General features: G+C 71.9%; 22 protein-coding genes and 1 tRNA gene. 11 read left to right on the forward strand and 12 right to left on the reverse strand.

Annotated features, from left to right (window positions below; all coding sequences use genetic code 11):
- Positions 1-131 precede the first annotated feature (131 nt).
- The 3 genes from FB047_RS02155 to FB047_RS02165 all read left to right on the forward strand — a co-directional run bounded on the left by FB047_RS02155 (position 132) and on the right by FB047_RS02165 (position 4,488).
- Positions 132-2,663: an acyltransferase family protein gene (locus FB047_RS02155; RefSeq protein WP_240752499.1), complete on the forward strand. Its 2,532-nt coding sequence runs from the start codon at positions 132-134 to the stop codon at positions 2,661-2,663.
- A gap of 146 nt (positions 2,664-2,809) precedes the next feature.
- Positions 2,810-3,184, forward strand: coding sequence for a tRNA-dihydrouridine synthase (locus FB047_RS02160; protein ID WP_136585576.1), 375 nt, complete (start codon positions 2,810-2,812; stop codon positions 3,182-3,184).
- Positions 3,184-4,488 carry a glutathionylspermidine synthase family protein gene (locus FB047_RS02165; RefSeq protein ID WP_136585577.1) on the forward strand — a complete coding sequence of 435 codons (1,305 nt, stop codon included), beginning with the start codon at positions 3,184-3,186 and terminating at the stop codon, positions 4,486-4,488. The genes FB047_RS02160 and FB047_RS02165 overlap by 1 nt, the downstream gene beginning before the upstream one ends.
- 36 nt (positions 4,489-4,524) lie before the next feature.
- Here the strand turns inward: FB047_RS02165 and def are convergent, their stop codons facing one another.
- The gene (def, locus tag FB047_RS02170) at positions 4,525-5,091 is read right to left on the reverse strand and encodes a peptide deformylase (RefSeq protein ID WP_136585578.1); all 567 of its coding nucleotides are present in this window, start codon (positions 5,089-5,091) and stop codon (positions 4,525-4,527) included.
- 41 nt (positions 5,092-5,132) lie between these two features.
- Between def and FB047_RS02175 the strand changes: the two genes are divergently transcribed.
- The 3 genes from FB047_RS02175 to FB047_RS02185 all read left to right on the forward strand — a co-directional run bounded on the left by FB047_RS02175 (position 5,133) and on the right by FB047_RS02185 (position 7,224).
- Positions 5,133-6,095 (forward strand): DMT family transporter, encoded by a 963-nt coding sequence (locus FB047_RS02175; protein ID WP_205822587.1) that lies wholly within the window; start codon positions 5,133-5,135, stop codon positions 6,093-6,095.
- An 11-nt stretch (positions 6,096-6,106) separates the two neighbouring features.
- Positions 6,107-7,063 carry a methyltransferase family protein gene (locus FB047_RS02180; protein WP_136585579.1) on the forward strand — a complete coding sequence of 319 codons (957 nt, stop codon included), beginning with the start codon at positions 6,107-6,109 and terminating at the stop codon, positions 7,061-7,063.
- Between the two features lie 87 nt (positions 7,064-7,150).
- Positions 7,151-7,224, forward strand: a tRNA-Ile gene (locus tag FB047_RS02185).
- Here FB047_RS02185 and FB047_RS02190 read toward each other — a convergent pair.
- Positions 7,206-7,460 carry a hypothetical protein gene (locus tag FB047_RS02190; RefSeq protein WP_136585580.1) on the reverse strand — a complete coding sequence of 85 codons (255 nt, stop codon included), beginning with the start codon at positions 7,458-7,460 and terminating at the stop codon, positions 7,206-7,208. The genes FB047_RS02185 and FB047_RS02190 overlap by 19 nt on opposite strands.
- Positions 7,461-7,580: 120 nt before the next feature.
- Between FB047_RS02190 and FB047_RS02195 the strand changes: the two genes are divergently transcribed.
- Positions 7,581-8,447: a zinc-ribbon domain-containing protein gene (locus FB047_RS02195; protein ID WP_136585581.1), complete on the forward strand. Its 867-nt coding sequence runs from the start codon at positions 7,581-7,583 to the stop codon at positions 8,445-8,447.
- An 82-nt stretch (positions 8,448-8,529) separates the two neighbouring features.
- Here FB047_RS02195 and FB047_RS02200 read toward each other — a convergent pair whose 3' ends face one another.
- The 7 genes from FB047_RS02200 to FB047_RS02230 all read right to left on the reverse strand — a co-directional run bounded on the left by FB047_RS02200 (position 8,530) and on the right by FB047_RS02230 (position 14,655).
- Complete coding sequence (locus tag FB047_RS02200) at positions 8,530-8,898, reverse strand: hypothetical protein (RefSeq protein WP_136585582.1); 369 nt, start codon at positions 8,896-8,898, stop codon at positions 8,530-8,532.
- Positions 8,899-9,010: 112 nt separating this feature from the next.
- Positions 9,011-9,829, reverse strand: a complete 819-nt coding sequence (locus FB047_RS02205) for an SDR family oxidoreductase (protein ID WP_136585583.1) — start codon at positions 9,827-9,829, stop codon at positions 9,011-9,013.
- Between the two features lie 186 nt (positions 9,830-10,015).
- Positions 10,016-11,041 carry a CNNM domain-containing protein gene (locus FB047_RS02210; RefSeq protein ID WP_136585584.1) on the reverse strand — a complete coding sequence of 342 codons (1,026 nt, stop codon included), beginning with the start codon at positions 11,039-11,041 and terminating at the stop codon, positions 10,016-10,018.
- On the reverse strand, positions 11,038-12,417 hold the full coding sequence (locus FB047_RS02215; RefSeq protein ID WP_136585585.1) for a hemolysin family protein: 1,380 nt from the start codon (positions 12,415-12,417) through the stop codon (positions 11,038-11,040). Before FB047_RS02215 ends, FB047_RS02210 begins: the two co-directional genes overlap by 4 nt.
- A 242-nt stretch (positions 12,418-12,659) precedes the next feature.
- Positions 12,660-13,355, reverse strand: coding sequence for a hypothetical protein (locus tag FB047_RS02220; RefSeq protein ID WP_136585586.1), 696 nt, complete (start codon positions 13,353-13,355; stop codon positions 12,660-12,662).
- Positions 13,352-14,263, reverse strand: coding sequence for an ABC transporter ATP-binding protein (locus FB047_RS02225; protein WP_136585587.1), 912 nt, complete (start codon positions 14,261-14,263; stop codon positions 13,352-13,354). The genes FB047_RS02220 and FB047_RS02225 overlap by 4 nt, the downstream gene beginning before the upstream one ends.
- Complete coding sequence (locus FB047_RS02230) at positions 14,260-14,655, reverse strand: GntR family transcriptional regulator (protein ID WP_136585588.1); 396 nt, start codon at positions 14,653-14,655, stop codon at positions 14,260-14,262. Before FB047_RS02230 ends, FB047_RS02225 begins: the two co-directional genes overlap by 4 nt.
- A gap of 232 nt (positions 14,656-14,887) precedes the next feature.
- Between FB047_RS02230 and FB047_RS02235 the strand changes: the two genes are divergently transcribed.
- Positions 14,888-15,226, forward strand: coding sequence for a DUF7882 family protein (locus FB047_RS02235; RefSeq protein ID WP_205822589.1), 339 nt, complete (start codon positions 14,888-14,890; stop codon positions 15,224-15,226).
- A 129-nt stretch (positions 15,227-15,355) separates the two neighbouring features.
- Here FB047_RS02235 and FB047_RS02240 read toward each other — a convergent pair whose 3' ends face one another.
- Complete coding sequence (locus tag FB047_RS02240) at positions 15,356-16,786, reverse strand: sensor histidine kinase (RefSeq protein WP_136585589.1); 1,431 nt, start codon at positions 16,784-16,786, stop codon at positions 15,356-15,358.
- Positions 16,783-17,457, reverse strand: coding sequence for a response regulator transcription factor (locus FB047_RS02245; protein WP_136585590.1), 675 nt, complete (start codon positions 17,455-17,457; stop codon positions 16,783-16,785). Before FB047_RS02245 ends, FB047_RS02240 begins: the two co-directional genes overlap by 4 nt.
- A gap of 146 nt (positions 17,458-17,603) precedes the next feature.
- Between FB047_RS02245 and FB047_RS02250 the strand changes: the two genes are divergently transcribed.
- The 3 genes from FB047_RS02250 (at position 17,604) to FB047_RS02260 (ending at position 19,783) form a co-directional block, all read left to right on the forward strand.
- A complete protein-coding gene (locus tag FB047_RS02250) occupies positions 17,604-18,188 on the forward strand; it encodes a hypothetical protein (RefSeq protein ID WP_136585591.1) in 585 nt (194 codons plus the stop codon).
- Positions 18,189-18,268: 80 nt separating this feature from the next.
- The gene (locus tag FB047_RS02255; protein ID WP_136585592.1) at positions 18,269-19,150 is read left to right on the forward strand and encodes a hemagglutinin; all 882 of its coding nucleotides are present in this window, start codon (positions 18,269-18,271) and stop codon (positions 19,148-19,150) included.
- Positions 19,151-19,279: 129 nt separating this feature from the next.
- Positions 19,280-19,783, forward strand: coding sequence for a DUF3145 domain-containing protein (locus tag FB047_RS02260; RefSeq protein WP_076675660.1), 504 nt, complete (start codon positions 19,280-19,282; stop codon positions 19,781-19,783).
- Positions 19,784-19,927: 144 nt separating this feature from the next.
- Here the strand turns inward: FB047_RS02260 and FB047_RS02265 are convergent, their stop codons facing one another.
- Positions 19,928-21,166 (reverse strand): beta-ketoacyl-[acyl-carrier-protein] synthase family protein, encoded by a 1,239-nt coding sequence (locus FB047_RS02265; RefSeq protein WP_136585593.1) that lies wholly within the window; start codon positions 21,164-21,166, stop codon positions 19,928-19,930.
- Positions 21,167-21,198: the final 32 nt, after the last annotated feature.

Genomic DNA, 21,198 nt, shown 5'->3' on the forward strand with positions numbered 1-21,198 from the left:
CGAACCACCGGTGCGTGATCGGACTCCGGGCTTGCGCGAGCCGGACAGACGTGCTTGCCGAGGACGAACGATGTGGGAGCGCTTCCACTAAGCTCTCTCCGGTCGATCCCGACGGCCGGGAAGGACGTTCCGTGACCACGAGCCACGCGGGCAGGCGCCGCGACCTGCAGGGACTCCGCGCCGTGGCGGTGCTCGCGGTCGTCTCCACCCACCTGACCGGGTGGCCGCGCGGCGGCTTCGTCGGCGTCGACGTGTTCTTCGTCCTCTCGGGGTTCCTGGTCACCGGCATCCTGTTGAGCGACCTGCGCGAGGCGGGGACCGTGCGCCTGACCGCCTTCTTCGCGCGGCGCGTGAAGCGCCTCCTCCCGGCCGCGGTGCTGGTGCTGATCAGCGTCGTGGCGCTCGGCTCCGTGCTGTTCTCGACGACCCGCGCCGAGAGGACGCTCCTCGATGCGCTCTCCGCGCTCGGGCTCGCCTCCAACTGGAGGTTCGGGTGGGAGGGCCGCGACTACTTCGCGACCACCGACGTGTCGCCGTTGCAGCACTTCTGGTCGCTGTCGGTCGAGGAGCAGTTCTCGCTGGCCTGGCCGCTGCTGATCCTCCTCGCCGTCGCCACCCTTCCGGCGATCGCTCGACGCGGACGTTCGGCTCGCGTGGTGATCGCCCTGCTCGCTCTCACGGTCGTCGTCGCATCGGGTGCCGCCGCCGGGATGCTCACCCCGATCGATCCGAGCCTGGCGTATTTCTCGACTCTCACGCGGGTCGGAGAGCTCGCCGTGGGTGCCGTCATCGCGGCCGGTGCCGCTCCGCTCGCCCGCCTCCCCCGAGCCGTCGGGGGTCTGTTCTCCTGGCTGGGCGTCGCGGTGATCGCCGCGGCGTTCGTGGTCGTCGACCCGGATGCCGCCTTCCCCGCCCCGTGGGCCGCCCTCCCCGTCGCGGGCGCGGCGCTCGTCATCGCCGGAGGCATCGGGGGCGATCCGCGTCACCGATCCCTCTTCGTCCTGACGAACCCCCTCGCGGTGGTCATCGGCGACCTCTCGTACTCGCTCTACCTCTGGCACCTGCCCGTCATCGTCTTCGCCGGCATCCTTCTGCCGCCGGGCCCGGGCGCTCTCGCCATCGCCGCTCTGGCGATCGTCGTGCTGTCGGTGGCGACGTTCCTCGGGGTGGAGCAGCCCCTGCACCGGATGCCCTGGCCGCGCCACGCCGGACGGGCGGATGCCGCACCCCCGGCCGCCGGCCCGGTCGGTGCCGCACCCGCCGTCGTCGCGGCGACCCCCGCAGGCCCCACGGCGGCGTCCGCACGCCCGGGGGACACGCACGCACGCGCGGCGGAACCGTCACCGCGCCCGAGGATGCTGGCGTCGCGTCCGGCGGGCTGGGTCCCCGGGCAGCGGTACTACCCGGGTGCGCGCCCCCTCACGTCCGGGCCGACCACCCCCGCGATCGAGCCGGGTAGCCTCGCCACGACGCCGGGACCGGGCACCCCGGCCGTCGTCCCCGCCACGACGGCGGCGACCTCCCACGGCCCCCACGTCGAGACCGCTCCGACCGCGACCGCACCATCCTCCGCGCCAGGAGGAGACACCACCTCCCTCGACGTCGGTCCGGCTAAGACGTCCCCGTCGTTCCAAACGGACCGACCCGAGTCCTGGTCGACCTGGAGGGCGCGCTTCGCCCCGCGCGCGGCGATGGCCCTCGCGACGCTGGTGATCGGCGCCGGCGCGACGGTTCTCGCCGTCTTCGTCGCCTACGGAGCGCCGACCCTCCCGGGGGTTCCCCTCGTCGCGGCTCCACCGGCCGCGGTGGCCGCTCAGGACGACGACGCCCTGACGCACCTGCAGAGCGACCTCGCGGCCGCGACGACGGCGAACGCGTGGCCCGAGCTGCATCCCTCCCTCGACGACGCGATCCGCGACTCGTCGGCGACGAACCGGGCGCACGATTGCTTCACCCCCGATCGCACCCCCGATGCGTCGAGCTGCACCTGGGGAGACGCCGGCGCCTCCCACCACCTCTTCCTCGTGGGGGACTCCAGCGCGATGGCCTACGCGCCGGCCTTCGCCCGTCTCGCGGAAGAGAGCGGCGGCGCGTGGCGGGTCACGACCGTCGGCATGTACGGATGCCGCTTCACCGACGTGCTGATCGAGAGCCGCGACCCCGCGGTCACGGCCGGCTGCGACGCGCGGAAGGACGCCGTGGCGGCGATGGTGGCCGCCGATCCCGCGGATCTCCTCGTCGTCTCGAACGCGTTCACCCTGGCCCGCACCGTCGACGGGCGGGATCTGGATGCCGCGGACCTGGCATCCGCCACCGCGCGCGAAGTGGCCGGATGGGTTCCGGCGGGACGCACCGTGTACCTCGCACCCCCGCCGCACGGCGCCGACCTCGGCCGCTGCTTCTCGCCCGTCACGGGGCCGGGAGCCTGCCTGTCGGCCGTCGACGACGTGTGGACGCAGATGGAGTCGGCGACCGAGGCGCAGGCGGCGACGACCGGCGACGCCGCGATCAGCGCCCTCCCCTTCACCTGCTGGCAGGGCGCCTGCCCGGCCTTCGCGGGGCAGACGCCCGTGCGGTACGACGACACCCACATCACCCCCGCCTACGCCGAGCGGCTGACCCCCATCCTGCGGGGCGAGCTGGCGTCACGCGGCCTGTGGTGAGCGCCCGACGACGCGATCGCGATCTGCGCGCGTCCACCTACGACACCCGCGGGACGCCTCGCGCGGCGGCGCGTGCCCCGGGCGTCGCAGCGGTGTGAGAGCATCACCGGAGGCCCCGCCGTCCCGGCATCCCGAGGAGACCACCGATGCATCCCCCCACGCGCCGTCGCGCGTCGCGCACCGTCACCGTCGGCGTCGTCGCCGCGCTCGCCGCGACCCTCACCGGGTGCGGTCAGGGCGCGAACGTGTCGGAGGACTACGCGCAGATCTGCCGCGACAACGCGACCGAGAAGCGCCTGCCCGACGACGACTGCAACAACCACGGCGGCAGCGCGCACTGGTACTACCTCCCGATCGGTTCGAGCGGGCGGACGGTCCCCGCGGTGGGCCAGCCGACGACGGGCGGTGTCGACGAGCTCCCCTCCGGCAAGACGGCGGCGCGCGGGATCTCGAGCGACGGGGCGAGCGTGTCGCGGGGCGGCTTCGGCGGCTCCGGGTCCGACGGAAGCCACGGCGGCTGATGCGCCGCATCGAGCTCGATCCCCGTCCCGACTGGGAACGCACGATCAAGCAGTCGGGACTGATCTATTCGCGCACGCTGCGCGACGACGGATCAGCGGTGGAGTACTGGAACGACGCCGCCGCCTACGTCTTCACGCTCCCCGAGGTCGAGCGGTTGGAGAAGGAGACCGAAGAGCTGCACCGCATGAGCCGCGAGGCCGCGCGCTATCTCGCGAGCGGCGAGATGGGCACCCTCGGGCTCGACCCGCGGGCGTTCGAGTTCGCGCAGTGGTCGCTCGAGCAGGACGAGCCCGACGTCTACGCGCGCTTCGATCTCGCCTACGACGGCGACGGATCGCCGGCCAAGATGCTCGAGTACAACGCCGACACCCCCACGGGACTCATCGAGGCCTCGGTGACCCAGTGGTTCTGGCTGCAGGACCGGATCCGCACCGGGGCGCTCCCCGCCGACACCGACCAGTGGAACGGGCTGCACGAGGCCCTCGTCGACCGCTGGCGGACGCTGCTGCACCGCTCCCTCAGCGAGGGGGAGGGCGGGCGGCTCTTCGTCGCCCACTCGGACGCCGACACCTACGGCGAGGACTGGGACACCGTCGCCTACATGCGCGACCTCGCCGCGGAGGCCGGGTGGGAGCACACCGGCATCGAGATGAAGGACATCGGCTGGCACCACGGCGCGCGGCAATTCGTCGGCGTGCCCGAGCCGTGGGGTTCCTCACGCAGCGTCGCCGTGCTCCCCGGCGACGAGCCCGGCACGCAGTACCCCGTGATCCGCAACCTCTTCAAGCTCTACCCGTGGGAGGACCTCGTCTCGGGCGAGGACCGCGTCGTGGGCGATCAGGAGTTCGGGGCCCTCCTCATCGCGGGGCGCGGCCTGTTCGGCCGCTGGTACGAGCCGGCCTGGAAGATGTTCCTGTCGAACAAGCTGCTGCTCGTCGCCCTGTGGCGGCTCTTCCCCGGTCACCCGAACCTCCTCCCCGCCTACGCCGACGGTCCGAACGGCATGACCGACTTCGTCGTCAAACCCGTCTTCGGTCGCGAGGGGGACGGCATCCGCGTGCACCGCGCCGACGGGAGCGTCGCCTCCAACGGCCAGGAGTACCGACGCGAGGGCCGAGGTCGCGAGCGCGTGTGGCAGCAGTACCACGAGCTGCCCGACTACCCCGGGAGCCGGGGGAGCAACCACCCGGTGCTCGGTTCCTGGGTGGTGAACGACGAGGCCTTCGGCGTCGGCATCCGCGAGTCCGACGGCCCCATCACCGACTACTACTGCCGTTTCGCCCCGAACATCATCGAGTCCTGAGCATCCGGATGCCGGCGGGCCCGGCGACCACGACGCTCAGGCGTCGATGTCGTCGACGCCCGGCATCCACGACGCGCCCGGCTTGCCCCACTTGCGCTTCTTCGCGATCTTCGCCACGACCCGGGCGTCCTCGTCGTCGAGTCGGTCGACGTACAGGATGCCGTCGAGGTGGTCGAACTCGTGCTGAAGGATGCGCGCACGCCACCCCGTGACCTCGATGCGCACGGCGTGACCGTCGAGGTCGGTGCCGGTCAGCAGGGCCGCCTCGGACCGGCGCAGGGGGAAGCGCTCGCCGGGGAACGACAGGCAACCCTCGCTCTCGTCGTCGGGATCGGGATAGCCGGGCTCGAGCGGACGGATCCACAGCTCGGGGTTGATGACGACGCCGCGCCACGGCTGCCCCTCGTCGTCTTCGTACGTGTACGTGAAGATGCGCAGTCCGACGCCCACCTGGGGCGCCGCGAGACCGACGCCGGGAGCGGCGTCCATCGTCTCGAACATGTCGGCGACGAGCTGACGCACCTCGTCGGTGATCTCGTCGACGCGGGCGGCGGGAGCGTGCAGCACGGGATCACCCATGATGCGGATCGGGAGTACGGCCACGTCACCAGCCTATCCAGCGGGCGTGCGGTTATCGTCGGAGGGTGACTCCGCTCGATGCAGCCCTCAGCGACGGAATCGATCAGCTCGTCGGCGTCTTCCGCGATCCGCGCATCCTCCTCGGCATCCCGCTGGCCCTGCTCGGAGCGGTGTTCATGTCGTTCGGGGCGCAGTACCAGCACCGCGGCGTGCAGAAGGTCGAACGCCTGTCGGGCAAGACCACCGGGGGCCTCTCGCGCAAGCAGCTCACCTCGCTGCTGACGCGTCCGTCGTGGGTGGCGGGCACGCTCATGCTCGGCCTGGCGATCGTGTGCCAGCTCTCGGCCCTGTCGGTCGCCCCGCTGATCCTGGTGCAGCCCCTCGGCGCGATCGCGCTGGTGATCACGACGGTGCTCAACGCGCGGGTCTCGCGCCACAAGCCGACGCGCCAGTCGCTGCTCGCGATCGCCCTCTGCGTCGGCGGCATCTTCATCTTCGTCACGATCGCGGCGTTCTTCGCCACCGAGCACGTCATCACCGAGCGCGAACTGCTGATCATCCTCGGCATCCTGGCCGTGGTCGTGCTCGTCTTCGGCGTGTTCTGGGTGCTCGTGCGCCGCCGCGCGCAGGCGCTGTTCTACATCATGGCCGCGGGCGTCATCTACGGGTTCGTGGCGACCCTCGCCAAGGTCGTCATCAGCCGCGCGCAGGCCGGGAACTTCGAGTGGCTCACCCTGCTGTGCCTGGTGGCCCTCCTCGCCGCGGTCGCGGTCGGCGCGTACTTCGTGCAGACGGCCTATTCGGTGGGCCCGCCCGACCTGGTCATCGCGGGCCTGACGGTCATCGACCCGATCGTCGCGGTGCTGATCGGGCTGCTCGTGCTCGGCGAGGCCTCGACCGCTCCGGCGTGGGCGCTCATCGGGTTCGTCATCGCGGGCGCGATCGCCACGTGGGGCGTGGTGCAGCTCACCAAGCACCACCCGCAGATCGCCGCCGACGGCAAACCCGCGAAACCGCGCGTGCACTGACGGGCGCGGGGATGACCACCGCGCACCGCTCCCCGTTCGGGGGCGGACCGGCCGCCGCGACGATCGGCCGCGCGTACTTCGCCGCGCAGGCCGTCGCGGGTGCCGCCTGGTGGGTCGCGGTCTTCACCGTGCCGCTCGTGCGCGAGGCGACGCTCGGAGCGCTCGACCCGATCGCCGTGGCCGCCGTCGACATCCCGCTGTTCGTCGTCGCCTCGGGTCTGGCCGCGGCGCTCCCCGGGCGTGCGGCGATCGGCGCGGCGAGCGTGGCGACCGCGTGGACGATCGTGGTCACCGCCCTGCTCGCGGTGTACGCGACGATCACCGCCCTCGCGGGGGTCGGTGTGATCCTCATGATCGCGGCGAGCGGGGCGGCGGTGGGGGCGTGGTTCCTGCTGGCCCTCGGTCGCATACCGACCGAGTGGCTGCTGGTGGGCCCGTTCGCCTTCCGCCCCGCGCGTCCGCGGCGGACGCCTCTCGTGCACGTCGTCGTCACGCTGGGGCAGATCGTCGTGTTCTGGGGCCTTTTCCTCGTCGTCTTCCCGCTGATCATCGGCGCCCTCGAAGCGCGGTGGGGCCTGTCGCTGCCCGCGTCCGTCGGTGTCGCGGTCGCCGGCGTCGTCGTGGTGCTGTCGGCGAGCGCCCTCGGGCTGTGGTCGGCGGCATCCCTCACCGTGAAAGGCGACGGGACCCCGCTGCCCTCGGCCATGCCGAACCGGCTGGTGATCGCCGGTCCCTACCGGTTCGTCCGCAACCCCATGGCGATGGCCGGGATCGCGCAGGGCGTGGGGGCGGGACTGATGATGTCGTCGTGGATGGTCGTGGCGTACGCGCTCGCGGGCTCCCTGGTGTGGAACTACGCGATACGCCCGCACGAGGAAGCCGACCTGTCGCGCACCTTCGGCGACGCCTACCGCGCGTACGCCCGCACGGTCCGGTGCTGGGTGCCGCGGCTGAGGCCGGTGGGCTGATACCGACGGGGAGCTGATCAGGGGCGTCGGTCGGGGCCGGTCGCTTTCGAGATCGGGGTCGGGATGCCGCTAGGCTCGTCATCGCTGGGGGCGGTGGCCAAGCTGGTCAAGGCAGCGGGCTCATAACCCGACGATCGTGGGTTCAAGTCCCACCCGCCCTACTCTTCCTCCCCGACGCGGGGCCCTTGTGGGCCTCGCGCTGCTCCGCCGCGCGGGCGCCCACGAGTTCGACACCGAGCCGCACGCCACCCGTGATCACCAGGGCGAGGCCGAGGGTCGCGACGCCTGCGCCCCCGAGCCCGTCGAGGTCGGAGAGCGCGATCGCGGCGAACGCGACGACGGCGCCGGTGCACAACCACATCGACAGCGGCACGGAACGGCGCGGGGAGATCGTCATGCCTCGACGCTAGGCGGGTCGCCGCGGTGCCACCTCCGTCGCACGGCGGAGATCACTCCCGGGTTCGGGCGTCCACGTCCGCGCCGACCGATGTCGGAGGCCGCCGCTACGGTCGGGCGCATGGCGGAGAGAGTGCAGGCCTGGTGGGCGCGCCGGCAGTGGTCGAAGGGGCTCGACGTGCCCTATCCGGTGGGGACGTACCGCGAGGCGTGGGCGCCGTTCCCCGCGCTCGTGCGGCAGTACCACCCCGACCTCAACGCCGGTATCGCGCTGAGCCAGGTGCCTCCCGCGGCGGAGGTGCTGCTGCTCTGGCAGTGCGACGCGGGCCATCGGTTCGCGGCGACCCCGGGGGAGCAGCGCCTGCGTCCGGGGCGCGAGCGCCGACGCAGCGCCTGGTGCCCCGAGTGCAGCGAGAGGGCGAACCCCCGTCTCACCGTGGCGCTGCCGATGCGGGATGCCGTCACCCTGCCCGCGATCACGGGCAACGAGGTCCTCCGTGCCCGACGCCCGCGACCCGCCCTGCGGCTGTGCGAGAAGACACCGGATGTTGCGGTGGGAGAGGCGTTCGTCTCCGTGTGCGCCCCGAAGCCCGCCTCCGCGATCGAGGCGCGCGTGCGAGCCGATGTGCGGGAACGGCTGGACCTGCGCGACGAGTGCACCGCGGTCCGCGTCGCACGACCCTTCTTCGAGCACCTCGAGGTCTGGCCCGACCTGGTGTTCCCCGAACTGCGCATCGCCGTCGAGTACGACTCGATCGGTCGACACGGGCTGGAGCACGTCGGACGGCGGGAACAGGCCGACCGGCGCAAGGATCGCGCGCTGCGCGCCGCGGGATGGGAGGTCGTGCGGCTGCGCACCGCGAAACTCGAACCCCTCGGTCCCCACGATCTCCGGGTGACGACCTGGAATCGTGCGGCACGGGACCGGCTGGTCGACGCGTTCCGCGGCATCCGGGGTCCGCTGCTCGTGGACGCGTACCTGCGATGAAGCGCAGACGGCGTGTGGTCGTCGAGCGCTCCCGCCGAAGGCCTGCGCGGCGCCGGGAGACGTCCCGGAAGGGGAGGATGCGTCAGCGACGCCCCGAGGAGCGATCCCACTCCAGCGAGCGGAACTGCAGGTACGTGCACAGCCGCGCCGCGTCGAGCACCACCGCCGCGACGGCCCCCAGTTCGAGGGCGCTGAGCGTGGAATCCTCGTCGCGCGCGGGGATCGTGAGCTCCCACAGCGGGTCGTCGAACGCCCGCGGCTGCATGTACACGGTCAGGGGCGAGTCCTTCGGCCGCATGATGACCAGACCGGTGTCGAGGTCGTCCTCGCCGTCCTGCGGCACGACGTCGACGCGCGCTCCGTTCAGGCCGGACTCCGCGAGGTAGTCGTCGACCCAGGCCTGCAGGATCTCGCGACTGCGGCGCGGGGGGAAACCGATGTCGGAGCTCACCGACTCATCATCGCACCGCGACCGGACGGTGAGGCGACGCGCCCCGCAATGCCCTGCTCGGTCCCGCCCGCCCGGGATGCCGGCAGCGCGCCGGTCCCGGGCGGGATCTCGCTCACGAGCCGTGCGCCTCCTCCGACACCGGCTGCCACTCGCGCCACGTCTGCAGCCGCGACGCGTAGTCGCGCTCGGCGATGCCCAGGGGCGCCTTGCCGAAGAAGATGCGCAACGGCGGATTCTCGGCATCCACGACCTTCAGGATCGCGGAGCGGGTCGCTTCCGGGTCACCGGGCTCGGCGGCCGACGGCCGCTTGGCCGCCTGCTCGCGCACCTCGGCGTACGCCTCGATCTCGTCACTGCGTTTCGCGGAGGGACCCGACCAATCGGTCGAGTATCCGCCGGGCTCGATGAGGGTCACGTGGATGCCGAAACCGGAGACCTCCTGAGCGAGCGACTGCGACAGGCCCTCCAGCGCCCACTTCGACGCGTGGTAGACGCCCACCGAGGGGAACGCGCTGATGCCGCCGATGCTGGAGACCTGGATGATGTGCCCCGATCCCTGCGCGCGCATGATCGGCAGAGCCGCCTGGGTGACCCACAGCGCTCCGAAGAAGTTGGTCTCGAGCTGGGAGCGCACCTCGTCCTCGGCGAGCTCTTCGACCATTCCGAAGTGTCCGAACCCGGCGTTGTTGACCACGATGTCGAGGCGGCCGAACTTCTCGTGCGCGGCCTTCACGGCGGCGGTGTCGGCCGCGTGGTCGGTCACGTCGAGCTGCAGCGGGAGGAACGTGTCGGGGTAGGCGTCGACGAGCGCCTGCACGTCGTCGAGGTTGCGGGCGGTGCCGGCGACGCTGTCGCCGCGCTCGAGGGCGGCTTCAGCCCACTCGCGGCCGAAGCCCTTGGATGCGCCGGTGATGAACCAGATCTTGCTCATGGCAGTCCTTGCGGGAAGGGGGAGGGTGAACGCGAGCGACGGTACGCCGCGTTCTTCGGCCCTTCGGACGGCTTGACAGCCCGGCACGAGCGCTCGGACAACCGTCCTCGCCGAGCGGTTCGGGGCGGCATCCTCACCTCGGGGCGCGAAACCGCCGTCCGAGCGGAGGACTCCGCCCCGAACCCCCTAGCGCGCCGCCACCTCGACGCCCTCGCCCGGTCCGGGCAGGATCTCGCGCAGCAGGTCGTCGAGGGTCACCACCCCGACGAGACGCTCTCCCTCGACCACCGTGGCCAGCTGCACGCGCCCGCGGCGCATGCGCGCCAGTGCGTCGTAGGCGGATGCCGTGGGCTCCAGCAGCAGCGGTTCGCGCGCGATCTCGATCGCCGGCGTCGACGGATCGACGGCCAGCGTGTCGCGGACGTGCGCGACCCGCGACGACGCTCCCTGGCCGACGAGGATGCGCAGGTGGGTCGACGAGGCGGCCACCCGCTGGATGTCGGCGACCGTCGCCTGCGCCGACACCGCGGTGGGGGAGCGGTCGGTGCGGACGATGTCGCCCACGGTGAGCGTGCCGAGGGCGATCGCCTGGGCGATGGGCTCGGAGTACTGCTTCTCGAGAGTGCCGGCCTGACGCGAGTGCGCGACGAGTTCGCGGATGGTGTCGGCGTCCTGCCCGCCGGCGGCGGCCTTGTCGACGGGCTCCACGCCCGACGCCTTCACCAGGCGGTTCGCGATGTGGTTGATCCACAGCAGGAACGGGCGCAGCGGCCACGTGAGGGCGCGGGCCAGGATGCCGGTGGCCTTCGCCGCGGTCTCGGGATGGGCGATCGCCCACGACTTCGGCGCCATCTCGCCGATCACGAGATGCAGGAACGTGACGACGATCAGCGCGAGCATGAACGCGATGATGTCGGCGAGCACGTAGGGCAGGCCCCACGCCTCGAACATCGGGGCGAGGGCGTAGTCGATCGCCGGCTTGGTGATCGCTCCGAGCAGGAAGGTGCAGGCCGTGATGCCCAACTGCGCGAAGGCGAGCATGACGGTCAGCTCGTTGACTCCGCGCAGGGCCGCGCGGGCGGAGGCGCTGGTGGCGGCCTCCTCCTCGAGTCGGTGGCGACGAGCCGCCAGCAGGGCGAACTCGACGATGACGAAGAAGGCGCTCGCGATGATGAGCGCCGTGGTGATCAGCGCGACGGTCCAGCCGTTCATCGGGTCACCTCCTCGTCGAGGGCCGCGCGGTCCAGCTCATGCACCTGCACCCGCAGCTGCGACGGCACATGGCGGTCGACCTCGACGACCTCGACGGCGAGCCAGCGCTCGTAATCGAGCCCCTGCACGGTCTCGGAGGCCCGCTCGGGCAGGTCGATGCGCACGATTCCGCCGACCGGCGGGAGATCGCCGTGCGTCTCGATGACGAGCCCCGCGACGGTCTCCACGTCGCTGTCGGCGAGGTCGAAGCCGATGAGCCGCTCGAGTTCGTCGAGGTGCAGGTCGCCGGGCACGCTCCACGCGTCGTCGCCGACGGCGGCCACCTCGGCCACCTCGGCGTCGTGCTCGTCGGAGAGCTCGCCGATGACCTCCTCGGTCAGGTCCTCGATGGTCAGGATGCCGTCGAAGTTGCCGTACTCGTCCACGACGCACGCGAGCTCGTTGCGGGTGCGCCGCATGCGATCCAGCGCCACCGGCAGCAGCATCGACGTCGGGATCACGACGGCAGCGCGCATGACGGAGGACACGGGAGCGGCATCCGCCGGCTGCTCCCGCAGGATGTCGATCAGTTCGACGACGCCCACGGGGGAGTCCTCGTCGCCGATCACGGGGTAGCGGGTGTGGCCCGTCGCCATCAGGGCCCGCACCTCGCCCACGGTGGTGTCGGGGGAGACCGAACCGACCTGCGAGCGCGGGACCATCGCGTGCTCGACGTCGCGCTGGGGGAAGTCCAGGATGCGGTCGATGATCATCGACAGATCGTCGGGCAGATCGCCGCTCTGGCGCGACTCCTCGATGATCGCCTCGAGGTCGCGCGCCGTGGCGCTCTCGTCGACGTCTTCGAGGGGTTCGATGCGCAGCAGACGCAGCAGGGCGTTGGCGGCGACGTCGAAGACCGTGATGAGCCAGCCGAACAGCAGCAGGTAGATGCGGGTCGGCACCGCGAGGGCGCGGGCGAGGGGTTCGGGGTTCGCGATCGCGAGGTTCTTCGGGTACAGCTCGCCGAAGATCATCGTGACCACCGTGGCGAGCAGGAGGGCCCCCACGGTACCGATCAGCACCGAGACGGCCGGGTCCACGCCGACGCCGCCCAGCAGCGTGCCGATCGACTCGCCGATCAACGGCTCGGCCACGTAACCGATCAGCAGGCCGGTCACGGTGATGCCCAGCTGCGCGCCCGACAGCATGAACGAGGTGCGCTTGGTGATCGCCAAGACGCGCTTCGCCTGCGCGTCGCCCTTCTCGGCCCGCGCGGTCAGCTTCGCCCGGTCGACGGACATGTAGGCGAACTCCTGCGCGACGAAGAATCCGCACGCGACGATGATCGCCAGAGTGACGATGATCCCCAACAGAAGCGTCAGGGCCGCAGCCAGCATCAGATCTCACCCCCTCTCGAGAAGAGGGGGCTCGAAGATCGGCCCTCCTGGTCGGTGGAGGTGCGGTGATGGCTCACGGGTTTTCTCTCTCGTGGGTCGGATGATCGCAGATCGCCTCCCACGCTAGCGGCGCGAGGTCACGGCATCCTGGGGATTCGCCCCCATCCCGCCGGGAGTCGCGGTCGCCGCGCACGGTGCGGGGCCGCGCCGTCGGTCGACGCGGCCCCGCACCGATCCACGCGTCAGGGCATCGCGTGGCGCAAGGTGCGGAAAGCGGATGCCGCCAGCCCGGCCGTGAGCACGAGCCCCACCAGTGCGAGTCCGAGCGCGCCGGCCCGCGTCACCGCCTCGACCACCGTCGGCCACGATCCGGTCACCGTGACGAGCCAGACGATCACCACCAGCCCGACACCGACCCCGACGAGGGTGAGCGTCGTCACGGTCGCGCCGAAGCGCTTGTAGACGGTCGCCGCCCAGAAGCCGATGACGAAGAAGGACATCGCGATCGCGAAGTAGACCACCCCGGCCGCCAGAGCGCCGGCGTCCCACACCCACGGCATGAAGAAGAACCACCCGTTCATGCCGTAGCCGCCCGTCGCCTGTTCGACGAGGCCGCCCACGACGAACACCGCCGACAGCAGCACCGCCGTGCCGACCGCCGTGAGCAGGGTGCCGCTCCAGAACTCGCGACGCGTGACGCTCATCGCCTGCGAGAACGGGAACGTGCGGGTCAGGGCCTGCACGCCGATCGCCAGGAAGTACCACAGCGGAGCCTGCACGCCCCCGCCGATCTTCACCCCCGACGCCCCGGCCGACTGGATGATGCCGTACAGCGCGAGGCTGATGCCCAGGCTCCCGAACAGGATGATCAGGGGGATCCACACGAAGGTCTGCCGGTTGATCAGCTGCATGCGGACGACGTTCAGCGTGCGGCTCATCGCAGCGCTCCTTCCTCGATGCGCTCGCCGCGGGTCTGCGCGGCGTGGCGGGTGGTTCGGACGACGAGCTCCTGCAGCGAGACCGGGACGATCTCGACGCGCGAGGCGGTGAGGGCGCGACGGTCGGACTGCGACAGCGGACCGGCGACGGTGACGGATGCCACCCGTCCGAGCCCCTCGCGGTGCAGCACCTCGCGATCGGCGCAGAACGCGTCGACCGCGCCGACGTCGCCGACGAGGGTGACGGCCCGATCGCGCACCGCGTCGGTCTCCTCGTCCATGACGATGCGCCCGCGGTCGAGGACGACGACCTTCTCGAGCAGGTTCGCGACCTCGTCGATCAGGTGGCTCGACAGGATCACCGTGCGCGGATGGTCGGTGTAGTCCTCCCGTAGGCGGTCGTAGAAGATCTGCCGGGCCACGGCGTCGAGGCCGAGGTAGGGCTCGTCGAAGAACGTGATCTCCGCGCGGGAGGCGAGCCCGATGATGATGCCGACCGCCGACAGCTGCCCGCGCGACAGCTTCTTGATGGCGCGCGTGGTCGGGAGCTGGAACTCGTCGATCAGGCGCTCCGCCAGGTTCTGGTCCCAGTTCGGGAAGAACAGTCGCGCGGACCCGAACGCGTGCCGGGGCTGCGCGTCATCGGGGTACTTCTGACTCTCGCGCACGAAGCACATGCGCGACAGCACGCGCGCGTTCTCGTACGGCTCCTCGCCGAAGATGCGCACCGATCCCGCGGTCGCGATGTTCTGCGCGGTCAGGATCGACATCACGGTGGTCTTGCCCGCGCCGTTGCGTCCGAGAAGGCCCGTGATGGTGTCCTTCTCGACGCGGAACGATACGTCGTCCACCGCGACCGCGTCGCGGTAGCGCTTCGTCAGGTTCGAGACCTCGATCACGGCGGTCATCGCAGTGTCCCCTCGGTCAGACCGGCGGCGGAGCCGATCGCGGCGCGCTCGCGGATGAGATCGGTCAAGTCGTCGGCCCCCAGGCCCAGGGTGCGGGCCTCGGCCAGGAGCGGGTCGACGAAGCGATCAGCGAAGGCGGTGCGGCGCTCGCCGAGGAGCTGGGCGCGCGCCCCGGGGGAGACGAACATGCCGATCCCGCGCTGTTTGTAGAGGACGCCCTTGTCGACGAGCATGCTGATTCCTTTCGCCGCCGTGGCGGGGTTGATGCGGTGGAACGCGGCCAATTCGTTGGTCGAGGGAGCGCGGCTCTCCTCGGGGAGGGAGCCGACGACGATCTGGTCCTCCACGCTCTCGGCGATCTGGAGGAACAGAGCCCGGCCGTCGTCGATCATGTGATCTCCGTCTGTTGGTTACCTACTTGACTAAGTAACCATGCAACACAGACGAACGGCGTGTCAAGAGCCGCCGACGATGCAGCCCCGCGGCCGCTACCGATATATCGGTCGGATGCCGCCGACACCCCCGAACAGTGGAATACTGAAGGTCCCCGCATTGCCTCGCTTCCCGGCGTGGTCCCGCCCGTGCTCTACCGGTACGCTTCAGCGCGCCAGAAAAGGACCCGTCGTGGGAAGACTCATCTACCGAGACCGCGCATCGTTCGACATCGACGACCGCATCCTCGCCCACCTGCGCATCGTCGTCATGAACAAGCTGCGTCGCAACGAGGGATTCATGCTGCAGCTGCCCGTCAACGAGGGCGTCCGCCAGGCCAGCCTGTGGATCCACGCCTCGAACGCGCTCGTCATGCAGTTCTACGGGGGACGCGAGCCCGCGATCGATCGCGAGCTCATCGACCAGATGATGCACGACGCCAGCGGCGCGGACGGCCTCACGTTGACGGCCGCGGGGATCGCTCCGCCGCCCGCCCCCGCCCGTCGTCCCGTCGGGCGCACCGCGTCCTGACGGTCACCGCGTCCTCACGCGCACGCGCGCGCGGCGGGCGCTCGCGGCATCCTGATCCCCGCCGCTCGCGGGAAGACGGATGCCGCGGCGCCGACGCTCCGGGAGGCGTCCGCGCGGGCCTCGCCCCGCTCAGTCCGCCGCGAGGGGCAGGTCGACCTCGAACCGCGCGCCCCGGTCCCCGGCAGCCGTGCAGCGCACGTCGCCGCCGTGGGCGCGCGCGATGCCCCGGGCGATCGGCAGCCCCAGGCCGACGCCCGCGGCCGAGGCCCGCGCGGCGTCGAGGCGCACGAGCCGGTCGAAGATGCGCTCCCGCTCGGCGGCGGGGACGCCCGGCCCGTCGTCGGTCACCGAGATGACGGCGCGGTGCGCGCGCACTTCGAGCGCGAGGTCGATATGTCCGGTTCCGCCCGTGGCCCGCGCGGCGTTCTCGACGAGATTCGCCACCACCTGCGCGAGCCGGTCGACGTCCACGCGCGCCATCACGGCCCCCTCCGGCGACGTCCTCCGCAGCCGCACCGAGGGGTGCACGAGCGGCACCCGACGCGCCTCGGCGTCGACGAGCGTGCGCAGGTCGACCTCGACGCGCTGCAGCTCGAGCCCCCGGTCCACGCGCGCCATCATCAGAAGATCGTCCACGAGCCGCGACGCACGGCCGGCCTCGCGCGCGACGTGGGCGGCCAGCATCTCGCGCTCGGGTCCGTCGAGGTCGGCCCGCACGAGGGTGTCGGCGGCCGCCCGGATGCCGGCGACCGGTGTGCGCAGTTCGTGCGCCGCGTCCGACAGGAACGCCCGCAGCCGCTGCTCGGCCTCCCGGGCCGTCTGCTCGGCACCGACGACGTCGTCGAGCATGTCGTCGAGCGCCGTCGCGACGCGCCCGATCTCGGTGTCGGCGCGGGTCGGACGCAGCCGACGCCCTCGTTCGCCGGCGCCGATCGCCCGGGCCACCTCCGACACGCGGTCCAGCGGCCGCAGACTGCGGCGGACGACCAGGGTCACGGCGCCCGCCGCGAGCACGAGCACGCCGACCGATGCGACCGCCATGATCCACCGCACCTGCGCGAGCGTCTCGCCCACGCCGACAGCCGAGGCCGTGAGGGTCAGGACCGAACCGTCGCTCAAGGTCGACCGCAGGGTCACCAGTTGGTCGTCGCCCGAGACCTCGGATGCCACCACCTGCACGCTGCTCGAGGGGGCGGCCTGGGGCGTGGATCGGTCGCCGGGGCCGCCGGCACCCGGGCCGCCCGGCCCCGGAGGGGCCTCGCGCAGCTGCTCGGGACTCGGTCCGGCGACGATCGACTCGCCCCCCGCGCCGTCGATGCGCACCGCGAGACCCTGGTCCGAGAGGCGTTCGGCGAGGTCGGCGTCGTCGACCGTGCCGACGAGCGACGCGGTGGCGGCCGCGCGATCGCGCAGGCGGTCCTCGATCTGCCCGCGCAGGCGCGCACCGAGCGCCACGTCGACCACGACGGCCAGCACGACGAGCAGCAGCGCGACAAGCGCCACGACGGCCACGATCGTGCGCCGACGCAGAGAGCCCGACCTCAGCACGGGGGTGGTCACGGCGTCACGCTCAGCCGGTATCCGAGGCCGCGGACGGTGTGGATCAACCGGGGTCCGTGCTGCTCCATCTTGCGGCGCAGGGCGCTGAGGTGCACCTCGACGAGGTTGGGGTCGTAGTCCTCGTACCCCCACACCTGGGTGAGGATCTGCGCCTTCGACAGCGTACGTCCGCGGCTCTCCGCGAAGAGCTGGAGCAGGCGGAACTCGGTGGCCGTCAGATCCAGCGACGCTCCCGCGCGGTGGGCGGTCGCGGCATCCGGGTCGACGAGGAGGTCGCCGATCGCGAGGGTCTGCGGAAGGCGCCCGCGCCGGCGCAGCACCACCCCGGCCCGCGCGACGAGCTCCGCCATGGTGAAGGGTTTGACGACGTAGTCGTCGGCGCCCTCGGCGAAGCCGCGCAGGCGGTCGTCGACCTCGTCGCGCGCCGTCAGCATGATCACCGGGATGTCGCCCGTCGCCCGCACGAGGGGGAGCAGACGGATGCCACTGGGCCCGGGCATCATCCAGTCCAGGATCACGAGGTCGGGGCGGAACCGCTCGAGGCGGGCGCTCAGATCGCTCCCGTCGGGAGCGGCCTCGGTCACGAAGCCCTCGGAGCGCAGCGCGGTCTGGACGGACACGCGGATCGTCTCGTCGTCGTCGAGGACGAGCACGCGGGCGGGAGCGGACATCCGAACGACGTTAGGGCCACCCCCTGAACGCGGGATATGGCTTGCGTATGCGCTCGCCCGTCGGCGACCGGCTTCAGGTTCGCTTCAGTCCCGGCTCGAAGTCTGGTCTCAGGAGCCGGTGAACGCCACCGGCACAGGAGGAGATCATGAACGACGACGACAACCCCACGCAGCCGCTGCCGCGTCTGGACGACACCGCCGAGCCGCGCCGACGCAGCTGGCGCCGGCCCGCCCTCATCGCGGGTGCGGTCATCGTGGCCGCCGGCCTCACCGGAGGAAGCGCCGCCCTGGCCGCGCAGACCGGCGGAGGGGCGACCCTCGCGTCGGCGACCTCGGCCCCGAGCGCCGACGGAGGCTCGACCGGTCCCGGCAGCGCCCCGACGCCCGGATCGACGCCCAGCGGCGCACCCGCCGACGGCACGGCCCCCACGCCCGGGACCGTCCCGAGCCCCGCCCCGACCGACGGCACCGCTCCGGCCGCGCCCGGTGGAGGCGCGGGACCCGCCGAGTGCGGACCCGGCGGTGCCGGTCCCGCGGGCCCCGGTGCGGGAGGCCCGAAGGCCCAGGGGGAGAAGCCCGCTCCGCCGGCTCCGCCGGCGGACGGTTCGGCCCCCACTCCGCCGACCGACGGCAGTGCCCCCACCCCGCCGGCGCCCCCGGTCGACGGCACCGCGCCCACGCCGCCCGCGGACGGTTCGGCCCCCACCCCGCCGGCCCAGCCCGGCAGCTGAGCCGTCGCCGACCGCGCTGACCGACGCGCCCACGCCCTCGCGTGCAGCGCGCGGTCAGCGCGGTGCGGCACGATCGTGTGGTGGCCAAGACTCGCAAGCGGCGCCCCTCCGCGGCCCGCGCCCGCGTGCTCCGCCGCCGCCGGATCGTCGCGGGCGTCACCGCCGCCACCCTTGTCGCCCTGATCGTCGCGGCCCTCGTGCCGTTGATCACCCTCACGCGCGCGTGGAACGCCGCCTGGAACGCCGAGACACGGCGCGAGGCGGTCGACCTGACCGCGTTCGACGCGGGGTCGCTCATCTCCGACGACGACTTCTACGACGGCGACGCCCTCACCGCCGATCAGATCCAGGCGTTCCTCGACGACCAAGTCGGCGCGTGCACCTCGGACACGTGCTTGGCCAACCTGCAGGTGGATCTCCCCGCCCGCGCACCGATCGTCTCGGATGCCACGGGCCGCACGATCTGCGAGGGCTGGGACGGGGGACGCCTGACCGCCGCCGAGGTGATCGACCGGGTACAGCGTGCGTGCGGCATCTCGGCCAAGGTCATCCTGGTCACCCTGCAGAAGGAGCAGAGCCTCGTGGCGGGTCGGACCGCACGCGCCCCGAGTCCCGCGCAACTGGGCGCCGCGATGGGCGCCCGGTGCCCCGACGACGCCGCGTGCGATGCGGGCGTGGCGGGCTTCGCGGAGCAGGTGGCCCAGGGCGTGACCGATCTGAAGTCGTACAGCGCCTCGGACTTCATGCGCCAACCCGGCACGCACTACATCGCCTATTCGCCCGACCCCGCCTGCGGGGGGAGCGACGTGACGATCGCGAACGAGGCCACCGCCGCGCTGTACAACTACACCCCCTATCAGCCCAATCCGGCCGCTCTGGCCGCCCGCTGGGGCGCCGGCGACGCGTGTTCGGCGTACGGGAACCGCAACTTCGCGCTGTACTGGGCGCTCTGGTTCGGCTGAGCCGCACTGTCGGCGGAATCACAGTGTTGTGATTTCGTTATGCGCGGGCGATAATTGCCGGGACAACCGAACAGCCGCCGTGCTCCATCACAGGTCGTAGGGGAAGACGTACCTGACGAAGGAGAGACCATGGCGATCACGTCTTCGCGCGGAGTGATCCTGATCCACTCCGCGCCCCGCGCGTTGTGCCCCCACCTGGAGTGGGCGGTGGGACGCGCTCTCGGCCGTGCCGTCAACTTCGACTGGGCCGACCAGCCCGTGCTGATGGGCAGCCGTCGCGCGGAGTTCTACTGGGAGGGTCCCGTCGGCTCCGGTGCGGCCCTCGCGAGCGCCATCCGCGGCTGGGAGCACCTGCGCTTCGAGGTGAGCGAGGATCCCACCCCTCGCAGCGACGGCGGTCGCTGGATGCACACGCCGGGGCTCGGCATCCACTACGCGCAGACCGACGCGTCGGGCAACGTCGTCATCGGCGAGGACCGCGTGCGGTACGCGATGGAGGTCGCCGCGGGCGATCCCTTCGAACTGCAGCGCGAACTCGACGTCGCCCTCGGTTCGGCGTGGGACGAGGAGCTCGAACCGTTCCGTCACGCGGGCGACGATCAGCAGATCGTCTGGCTCCACAAGGTCGGCTGAGACCGCCGGGCGGGGAGGCGCCACTACCGGAGGCCGGTGTCCGCACCCGGCGCCGGGACCGCGTATCCCCGCTCGGACGAAAGAGAACGCCCCATGGCATCCCCGATCGCAGTCGGAGGGATGCCAGGGGGCGTTCTCGTCGGATCAGACCGACGCGATCGCGACGACGGCGTTGTGCCCGCCGAAGCCGAACGAGTTGCTGATCGCGAGCTGGTCGCCGGCCCCGAGCTCGACGGGCGAGCCGGAGAGGGCGAAAGGGACCTCGGGATCCTGCTCGGTGAGGTTGATCGTGGGCGGAGCCACGCGGTTCTGCAGCGCGAGGACGGTGAAGATCGCCTCGAGGGCGCCCGTGCCGCCGAGAAGGTGACCGGTGGAGGCCTTCGTCGCCGAGACCGGGATCTCGTCGACGCGGTCGCCGAACACCGCGCGCAGCGCCTTGTATTCGTTCGGGTCGCCGACCGGGGTCGAGGTCGCGTGCGCGTTGATGTGCGTGACGTCGTCGACCGACGCTCCGGCCATCTCCAGCGCCAGGTGGACCGCACGGGCGGCACCCTGACCCTCGGGGTCGTTGGCGGTGATGTGGTACGAGTCGGCGGTGACGCCGCCGCCCACGATCGAGGCGTAGATCTTGGCACCGCGCGCCTTGGCGTGCTCCTCGGTCTCGAGGATCAGAACGCCCGCCCCCTCGCCCATGACGAAGCCGTCACGGTCGATGCTCGCGGGGCGCGAGGCGGTCTCGGGGGAGTCGTTGCGCTTGGACAGCGCCTGCATCGACGCGAAGGAGGCGATCGTGATCGGGTGGATCGCCGACTCGGTGCCGCCGGCGATCACGACGTCGGCCAGGCCGTCGCGGATGTGCTGCACCGCGTTGACGATCGACTCGGTGCTGGACGCGCACGCGGAGGCGACCGTGCGGGCGAAGGCGCGCGCGTTGAAGTGGAGGGAGAGATTGCCGGCCGCCGCGTTGGGCATGAGCATGGGGACCGTCATCGGCATGACGCGACGCGGGCCCTTCTCGCGGAGGGTGTCCCAGGCGTCGAGCAGCGTCCAGACGCCGCCGATCCCGGTGGCGAAGTCGACGCCGAGGCGGTCGGGGTCGATGTCGGGGCTGCCGGCGTCCTCCCAGGCCTCCTTCGCCGCGACCATCGCGAGCTGGGAGGAGGGGTCGAGGCGCTTGGCGACGGGTCGCTCGAGCACGGTCTCGGGACGCACGAGCGCCTCGGCGGCGAACGTGACGGGCAGGTTGTACTGCTCGACCCACTCGTGCTCGAGGGAACGGGCGCCGGAGGTGCCGGCGAGCAGGGCGGACCAGCTCTCGGGCGCCGTTCCGCCGATGGGCGAGGTGGCTCCGATGCCGGTGACGACGATGCGGGGTGTGCTCATGAGCGAGGAATCCTTGGTGCGGACGACAGGTC

The sequence above is a fragment of the Microbacterium hydrothermale genome (assembly GCF_004854025.1).
In the GTDB taxonomy this organism is placed as follows: domain Bacteria; phylum Actinomycetota; class Actinomycetes; order Actinomycetales; family Microbacteriaceae; genus Microbacterium; species Microbacterium hydrothermale.

What these genes read in the sequence shown, in the direction of transcription:
- FB047_RS02220 (WP_136585586.1), bottom strand. Translation starts at nt 13,355, where the DNA reads ATGAGCCGCACGCTGAACGTCGTCCGCATGCAGCTGATCAACCGGCAG.
- FB047_RS02260 (WP_076675660.1), top strand. Translation starts at nt 19,280, where the DNA reads ATGGCGATCACGTCTTCGCGCGGAGTGATCCTGATCCACTCCGCGCCC.
- FB047_RS02245 (WP_136585590.1), bottom strand. Translation starts at nt 17,457, where the DNA reads ATGTCCGCTCCCGCCCGCGTGCTCGTCCTCGACGACGACGAGACGATC.
- FB047_RS02265 (WP_136585593.1), bottom strand. Translation starts at nt 21,166, where the DNA reads ATGAGCACACCCCGCATCGTCGTCACCGGCATCGGAGCCACCTCGCCC.
- FB047_RS02250 (WP_136585591.1), top strand. Translation starts at nt 17,604, where the DNA reads ATGAACGACGACGACAACCCCACGCAGCCGCTGCCGCGTCTGGACGAC.
- FB047_RS02195 (WP_136585581.1), top strand. Translation starts at nt 7,581, where the DNA reads ATGGCGGAGAGAGTGCAGGCCTGGTGGGCGCGCCGGCAGTGGTCGAAG.
- FB047_RS02215 (WP_136585585.1), bottom strand. Translation starts at nt 12,417, where the DNA reads ATGCTGGCTGCGGCCCTGACGCTTCTGTTGGGGATCATCGTCACTCTG.
- FB047_RS02165 (WP_136585577.1), top strand. Translation starts at nt 3,184, where the DNA reads ATGCGCCGCATCGAGCTCGATCCCCGTCCCGACTGGGAACGCACGATC.
- FB047_RS02190 (WP_136585580.1), bottom strand. Translation starts at nt 7,460, where the DNA reads ATGACGATCTCCCCGCGCCGTTCCGTGCCGCTGTCGATGTGGTTGTGC.
- FB047_RS02230 (WP_136585588.1), bottom strand. Translation starts at nt 14,655, where the DNA reads ATGATCGACGACGGCCGGGCTCTGTTCCTCCAGATCGCCGAGAGCGTG.
- FB047_RS02210 (WP_136585584.1), bottom strand. Translation starts at nt 11,041, where the DNA reads ATGAACGGCTGGACCGTCGCGCTGATCACCACGGCGCTCATCATCGCG.
- FB047_RS02205 (WP_136585583.1), bottom strand. Translation starts at nt 9,829, where the DNA reads ATGAGCAAGATCTGGTTCATCACCGGCGCATCCAAGGGCTTCGGCCGC.
- FB047_RS02225 (WP_136585587.1), bottom strand. Translation starts at nt 14,263, where the DNA reads ATGACCGCCGTGATCGAGGTCTCGAACCTGACGAAGCGCTACCGCGAC.
- FB047_RS02160 (WP_136585576.1), top strand. Translation starts at nt 2,810, where the DNA reads ATGCATCCCCCCACGCGCCGTCGCGCGTCGCGCACCGTCACCGTCGGC.
- FB047_RS02180 (WP_136585579.1), top strand. Translation starts at nt 6,107, where the DNA reads ATGACCACCGCGCACCGCTCCCCGTTCGGGGGCGGACCGGCCGCCGCG.